6 protein-coding genes and 2 pseudogenes are annotated in these 6,851 nt (G+C 69.3%); 5 read left to right on the top strand and 3 right to left on the bottom strand.

Going from position 1 to position 6,851, the window contains the following annotated elements:
* The 4 genes and pseudogenes from hisS to VJ655_RS12250 form a co-directional block, all read left to right on the top strand.
* A partial coding sequence (gene hisS / locus VJ655_RS12265) for a histidine--tRNA ligase (protein ID WP_324111433.1) occupies positions 1–1,317 on the top strand: 1,317 nt, incomplete at its 5' end.
* A pseudogene (locus VJ655_RS12260) lies at positions 1,307–2,466 on the top strand (ATP phosphoribosyltransferase regulatory subunit). The gene hisS and the pseudogene VJ655_RS12260, both read left to right, overlap by 11 nt.
* Positions 2,463–3,425, top strand: coding sequence for an ATP phosphoribosyltransferase (hisG, locus tag VJ655_RS12255; RefSeq protein WP_324111431.1), 963 nt, complete (start codon positions 2,463–2,465; stop codon positions 3,423–3,425). The pseudogene VJ655_RS12260 and the gene hisG overlap by 4 nt, the downstream one beginning before the upstream one ends.
* A gap of 570 nt (positions 3,426–3,995) precedes the next feature.
* Entirely contained in the window at positions 3,996–4,148 is a 153-nt protein-coding gene (locus VJ655_RS12250) for a hypothetical protein (RefSeq protein WP_324111430.1), read from the top strand.
* 242 nt (positions 4,149–4,390) lie between these two features.
* On the opposite strand, the gene VJ655_RS12245 is transcribed toward VJ655_RS12250, so the two are convergent.
* Positions 4,391–5,179: an SDR family oxidoreductase gene (locus VJ655_RS12245; protein ID WP_324111428.1), complete on the bottom strand. Its 789-nt coding sequence runs from the start codon at positions 5,177–5,179 to the stop codon at positions 4,391–4,393.
* Positions 5,176–5,505 (bottom strand): nuclear transport factor 2 family protein, encoded by a 330-nt coding sequence (locus tag VJ655_RS12240; RefSeq protein ID WP_324111427.1) that lies wholly within the window; start codon positions 5,503–5,505, stop codon positions 5,176–5,178. The genes VJ655_RS12245 and VJ655_RS12240 overlap by 4 nt, the downstream gene beginning before the upstream one ends.
* A gap of 99 nt (positions 5,506–5,604) precedes the next feature.
* On the opposite strand from VJ655_RS12240, the gene VJ655_RS12235 reads away from it, so the two are divergent.
* A complete protein-coding gene (locus VJ655_RS12235; protein WP_324111426.1) occupies positions 5,605–6,513 on the top strand; it encodes a LysR family transcriptional regulator in 909 nt (302 codons plus the stop codon).
* 125 nt (positions 6,514–6,638) lie between these two features.
* Here VJ655_RS12235 and VJ655_RS12230 read toward each other — a convergent pair.
* Positions 6,639–6,851 (bottom strand): annotated as a pseudogene (locus tag VJ655_RS12230) (4-hydroxybenzoate octaprenyltransferase); the annotation flags it as partial.

Raw genomic sequence — 6,851 nt, 5'->3', positions numbered from 1 at the left:
GACGCCCTGGGCAAGTTCCTGCCCGACAGCGACCGGCCCAACGAGGGCGTCTTCGCGCTGCAGGACGACGACGACCAGTGGATGGCGCTGCGCTACGACCTGACCGCGCCGCTGGCGCGGTTCGCCGCCCAGAACTGGGAGACCCTGCCCAAGCCGTTCCGCCGCTACGCCTTCGGGCCGGTGTGGCGCAACGAGAAGCCGGGGCCGGGGCGCTTCCGCCAGTTCATCCAGTGCGACGCCGACACGGTGGGCTCGGCCCGTCCGGAGGCCGACGCCGAGATCATCGCCATGGCCGTCGAGGGGCTGGAGGCCGCGGGCCTGCCGCGCGGGGCGGCGGTGCTGAAGATCAACAATCGCAAGCTGCTCAACGGCCTCCTGACCGCCGCCGGGGCCGACAGCGCCGGCCAGAAGCTGGCCGTGCTGCGCGCGGTCGACAAGCTGGACCGCCTGGGCGTCGACGGGGTGCGGCTGCTGCTGGGCGAGGGGCGCCTCGACGAGAGCGGCGACTTCACCAAGGGCGCGGGCCTGAAGGGGGCGGCGGTCGACCAGGTGCTGGACTTCGTCCAGGCCGGGGCCTTTGGCGCGGGGGGCGGCCGTTCGGCGACGCTGGATAATATCGCCAAGGTGATCGGCGGCTCGGCCGAGGGCGACGAGGGCCTGCTGGAGCTGTCGCGGATCGACGCGGCCCTGACCAGCCTGGGGATCGCCGACGACCAGGCCTTCATCGATCCGTCGATCGTCCGGGGGCTGGAATACTACACCGGCGCGGTGTTCGAGGCCGAACTGCTGCTGTCGACCACGGACGAGAAGGGGAACAAGGTCACCTTCGGCTCGATCGGCGGCGGCGGGCGCTATGACGACCTGGTGGCGCGGTTCACCGGCAATGTCACGCCGGCGACGGGCTTCTCGTTCGGGGTGTCGCGCCTGGCGGCGGCGCTGCGGGCGGCCGGGCGCGAGCCGGGCGGGCAGGCGAGGGGGCCGGTGGTGGTCATCGCCTTCGACGACGCTCACATGCCCGAGTACTTCTCCGTGGTCGGAGAATTGCGCGCGGCGGGGATTCCGGCCGAGGTCTATCTGGGGACCTCGGGCATGCGGCCGCAGATGAAGTACGCCGACCGGCGCCTGTCGCCCGCGGCCATCATGCTGGGCGGCGACGAGATCGCGGCGGGGACCGTGACGATCAAGGACCTGGACCTCGGCCGCGAGCTGGCCTCGGGCGTGGCCGACAACGCCGCCTGGAAGGCCGAGCGTCCCGGCCAGCAGACCATTCCGCGCGGCGAGCTCGTCGCCGCGGTGCGCAAGATCATTGGGGGCTAGTTCGTGAGGCTCGAGCGTTCCATTCCGGCGGAGGCGCTCGACGCCATCCGCGCTCCCCTGCTGGGCGCCGGCGCGACGCCGACCGACGCGCCGGTGCTGCAGCCCCTGGGCCTGCTGCTCGACCTGGCCGGCGAGGCCATGCGCTCGCGGCTGTTCGTCGTCTCCGGCGACAGCGGCGAGGAGGCGGCCCTGCGTCCCGACTTCACCGTCGCCGTGGCGCGCCAGCACTTCGCAAATGGCGGAGGGGCTGGTCGCTACCGCTATGAAGGCAAGGCGTTCCGCGTCGCGCCGCGCGGCAGCGACCGGGCCGAGGAGTTCCTGCAGATCGGCGTCGAGGCCTTCGAGGCGGGCGATCCCGTGGACGCCGACGCCGAGATCGCCGCCCTGGCCTGGGCCAGCTCGGCGGCGGGCGGGCGCGGGGACCTCTCCCTGGTGCTGGGCGACGTGTCGCTGTTTACCGCCTTCGTCGACAGCCTGGACCTGGCCGCGCCCCTGGCCGCCCGGCTCAAGCGCGCCTTCGCCAAGCCGCGTCAGCTGAAGGCCGAGCTGGACGGGGACGTGGCGGCGCCGGACGCGGAGAAAAGCCGCATCGCCTCGCTGCTGGCCGGCCTGCCCGAGGCCGAGGCCTCCGCCGTGCTGCAGGAGCTGTGGTCCCTGGCGGGGATCGAGCCCGTCGGCGGCCGCCGCCCGGCCGAGATCGCCCGCCGCCTGGTCGAGAAGGCCGAGGCCGCCCAGGCCGGCCGCCTCGACCCCGATCAGGCCGCCAAGATCCGCGCCTTCCTGGCGGTGTCGGATCGTCCGGAAACGGCGCTGAACATCATCGCCTCCCTGGCGGGCCGCAACGACGCGGCGCTGAAGGCCGCCATCGCCGGCTGGCGCGCGCGGCTGTCGAGCATGGCCGCGCGCGGCGTCCCGCTGGAGAAGGCCAGCCTGGCGGCCGCCTTCGGCCGGGCCTTCGGCTATTACGACGGCTATCTGTTCGAGGTGCGCTCGCAGGCGCTGGGCGCTGAGCGGCCGCTGGCCGCTGGCGGCCGCTATGACGGCCTGCCTCTCAAGCTCGGGATAGGCGAGCGGGGCGCGCAAACCAATACCGGCGCGGTGGGCTTCATGGTCCGGCCCGCGCGCGCCTATGCGGGAGGCGGCGAATGACCGTTGTTGCTCCGATGATCTTCGCCATCCCCTCCAAGGGGCGCCTGAAGGACCAGGTCGAGGCCTGGCTGGCCGACTGTGGCTTCAAGCTGGAAATGACCGGCGGCGCGCGCGGCTATTCGGCCGAGCTGTCGGGCCTGCCGGGCGTGTCGGTGCGCCTGCTGTCGGCCGGCGATATCGCCGCGGGCCTCGATAGCGGCGACCTGCACCTGGGCGTCACCGGCGAGGACCTGCTGCGCGAGCGCGGCGACGACATGGACAGCCGGGTCGTGCTGCTGCGGGCCCTGGGCTTCGGTCGCGCCGACCTGGTGGTGACCGCGCCCAAGAGCTGGCTGGACGTCGACACCATGGCCGACATCGACGCGGTCGGCCACGCGCACCTGGCCAAGACGGGCCGCCGCCTGCGGGTGGCCACCAAGTACGTGACCCAGACCCGCGCCTTCTTCGCCCGTCACGGCGTCGCCGACTACCGCATCGTCGAGAGCAGCGGCGCGACCGAGGGCGCGCCCGCCGCCGGCGCGGCCGAGCTGGTGGTGGACATCACCACCACCGGGGCGACCCTGGCCGCCAACGGCCTGAAGATCCTGTCCGACGGCGTGATCCTGAAGAGCCAGGCCCAGCTGACCGCCTCGCTGCTGGTCGGCTGGAACGGCGAGCAGCTGGACAGCCTGCGCCGGCTGCTGTCGGTGGTCGAGGCCAAGGGCCGGGCGGGCAAGCTGGCGACCCTGGTCTGGCCGGCCGAGCAGGACCGCGCGGCCCAGGACGCGGTGGCCGGCTTCGTCGCCCGGGGCGGGTCGCGCCGGGCCAATGGCGCGCTGCTGGCGACCGCCGACCTGTTCGACGCCGCCGCCGCCCTGGCCGAGGCCGGGGTGCAGCCGGTCACGGTCTCGCGCCCGGACTACGTGTTCGAGTCGCGTTCGGCCGTGCTGGACCGTTTCGCCGCCGCCCTGGGAAGGTAAGCCGCCTGGAAAAGTAAGTTTTGACTCACTTGTCAAAAATGACGCCGGAAATCGGGGGTAAAATCGACTTTCCGGTCCAAACTACGCCGCGGGCGTCAAAAATTCGTCCAAACCTTTGCAGAAAACGGATTTGACGCGTTGACTCCGTCACGAATTTGACGTCTCTAGACACTGCAAGGACGAAACGAGCCCAACAGAGAGCTCCCGTTCTTCGGCGTTTCGGGGAGGAAACGCCCGCCTAGATCGAATGATCGAGAAAATAGCCAGCCCGTCGCGATTATCCCCCGCGGCGGGTTTGGTGTATCTGGGCCCTGGTTGGATTTTTCGACAAAAGAGTCAAAAAGACGCGCGGCTCAAAAAAGGCCTGGCGCGTGGCCTCGGTTTCGCCGTGCGCGAACTTGCGCTCGGTCAAGGCGGGCGGGGGTTTTCCGGGCCATTGTTTCCGGGCCATTGTCAGCGAATGTTCAAGGCCGGTGACGACTGGCGGGTATCCTGCGTCCTCGGGCCGCAGGGCGCGCTCGGCGTTTTCAGGACAATCTCCCCCTGGGTAAGGCTCAGGGAGGACGGCCAATGGACGAGTTCATCCGTAGGAAGAATATCGAGCTGTTCCGGGCGAAGCTGAAGCGCGAATGCGATCCCGAACTGCGCGAGACGCTCGAGCAGCTCCTCAAGGAATACGAGGCCTTGCCGCGGGAAGGCGGCCATCCGCTGATCGCGGCCTAAAGCCGCGGGCTTCGATCGGGCTCAAGCTCAACAAACACGCCCGTCATTCCGGCCACAAGGGCGGGGTGGTCCGACATCGACAATGCTCGCCGTGACGATCTAAGCAGCCCTACGCAATGCCTGCGAAGGGTGGAGCGGACAGTCGCATTCTGGCCGAAAGCAGGCGTCAACCGCGGCGCGTCGACATCAGGCGCTTGTCCACGCCCAACCACTCAGGAAAGCGCGTGGACTACGGCCAACGATCAGACGGTCGGGACCGTCCCACCGTCGATGACGAACTCGGCCCCGTGGATCGCGGCGGCGCGATCCGAGGCCAGGAAGGCGATAAGGTCGGCGACTTCGGATGGCTCGGCGGCCCGTCCGATCGGGATCCCGCCGATCCAGGCCATGACGGCTTGCCGCGCCTCCTCGAACGTGCCGCCGTTGGCGGCCTGCATATTGTTCACCAGATCGACGGCGCCCTCGGTCATGATCCAGCCGGGACAGACGATGTTGATCCGGACACCCTTTGGACCCAGTTCCTTCGAAATGGACTTGCTGTAGGTGCGCAGCGCCGCCTTGGCGGCCGCATAGGCGGTGGTCGACTCGGGCAGGGGCAGCACCGACTGGGTCGAGGTGACGTGGACGACCGCGCCATCGCCCCGCTCGATCATCTGGGGGATCAGGAGGCGATCAAGACGAACCGTCGCCAGAAGGTTCAAGTTCAGCTCCGAGAGCCAGAGGTCGTCTGTCAGCGCCGCGAAGCCGCCGGGCGGCATGGCCGACCCTCCGAGGTTGTGAGCCAGGATGTCGATCCCGCCGAAGCGCGCGAGCGCCGCCTTGGCCAGCGCCTCTCCGCCTTCCGCCGTGGTCAGGTCCGCCTCCACGAATTCGACGCCCTCGATGGGCTGCACCGCCGCGCGGGCGGCGGTGATGACGCGGGCGCCGCCGGCCACGAACCGTTCGACGGTGGCGCGGCCCAGACCCTTGGTGCCGCCGCTGACGAGCACGCGCTTGCCGGCGAACTCGGTCGGATCAACCTTGCTCGTCATCCCGTGATCTCCACGGCCTTGATGGCGTCATCTTCGAGCGTGAAGCGGTAGGTGAAGCGGATCGGGCTTCCGGGAAACTCGCCATGGGCGGGACCTTCGACGACGATCCGGCCGTCCTCCTGGCGCAGACCATCCGGCGTGAAGATCGCTTTCACGGGAACGACGGCTTCTTCGAGAAGGCGACGGATTTCAGCGTGGCCGCTGAAGACCTTGCCGTTGTCGCGGAGGACGGCGTCCGCCGCGAACGGCTGGAGCATGGCGTCGACATCGAGCCGGGCGTTGGCGGCCACATAGGCCGCGATCGGAGAAGGGAGTTCGAGTGGCATGGGTCATGTCCTGCTTGCTGTGCTCCAGCAAAATTAGGCGTGGACATGCCCCGGCATAATCGGGACAAAACGGAACGAGCTATCACGAAAATCGGGACAATGGCGCAGCATAATCTGACCGAACTGGATGCTGTCCTCATGGTCGCGCGGCGGGGAAAATTCCGCGCGGCGGCAATTGAGCTCGGGGTTTCCACCACGGCGCTCAGCAACGCGGTCGGAAAGCTGGAGCGGGCGCTCGGCGTGCGGCTTTTCAACCGCACCACCCGGAGCGTCTCTCTCACCGAGGCCGGCCAACGCTTCGTCGACCAGGTCGCGCCCGCTGTTCGAGAGATTCATGAGGCGATGGAGGCCGCGCGCTCCCAGCAGGCTACGCCGTCGGGCACCTTGCGCATAAACGCCTTTCCGACGGCGGCGCGCGAGATCTTCGCCTCGCTCGTCCTGCCGTTTCAGCGGCTGCACCCCCAGGTCCACATCGACATCGTGACGGAAGGTCGTCTGGTCGACATCGTCGCCGGCGGTTTCGATCTTGGCGTGCGCAGCGCCGACCGGGTGCCGGTGGACATGATCGCCGTGCCGCTCGGCGGCGCTAGGCGCAATGTGGTGGTTGGCGCGCCGAGCTATCTGGACGCGCGCGGGACGCCCAAGATCCCGCAGGACCTCGCCGCCCACGCCTGCCTGCGCGTCCGCCTTCCAAACGGCGCCATCCACCGCTGGTCGTTCGAGAAAGATGGACACGCGGTCCATGTCGACGTTGACGGAAGCCTGACCCTCGACGAAGCGAGCCTGGCTCGCACCGCGGCTCTGGCGTCCGTCGGCCTCATCTTGGCGATGGAGTCCGATGTGCGAGACGACATTGAGGCCGGTCGACTCGTCTCCGTGCTGGACGACTGGACACCCGCGCTGCCGCCCTTGAGCCTCTACTATCCGAGCCGGCGCAATCCGACCGCCGCGTTCAAGGCGTTCATCGACTTCGTACGTCGGCAAGGCGGACCGACGAGCGGCGGGTAGCTTCACCGAATGCCTGGATCAGCGGTCGGCGGTCGATGGATTTACGGCCTGAAAGCAGACCATTCACGCCTCCGACATGGGTCGTAAGCGGTCAAGGGGGTGGGGCGAACGAATGTCGGACCACTCTAGAACCGTACGCCCGGCGTCCACAGGCTCGCGACCAGGCCCGCGAAGACGATCAGGCCGGCCAAGGCGTTGGACTTGAAGAGCTTCAACGCGCCCGGGCCGTCGTCCAGCCGCACGGCGGCGGCCTGGCGCGACAGGTGTGCGGCGAAGGCGCCGGCGAAGGGCAGGAACAGCGGGCCGACGCCCCCGACCCAGCCGGCCGCGACCACCAG

The sequence above is a fragment of the Caulobacter sp. genome (assembly GCF_035254145.1).
Lineage (GTDB): Bacteria > Pseudomonadota > Alphaproteobacteria > Caulobacterales > Caulobacteraceae > Caulobacter.
The sequence above is the reverse complement of the archived record's forward strand: the minus strand, read 5'-3'. Positions and strand labels throughout refer to the sequence as shown.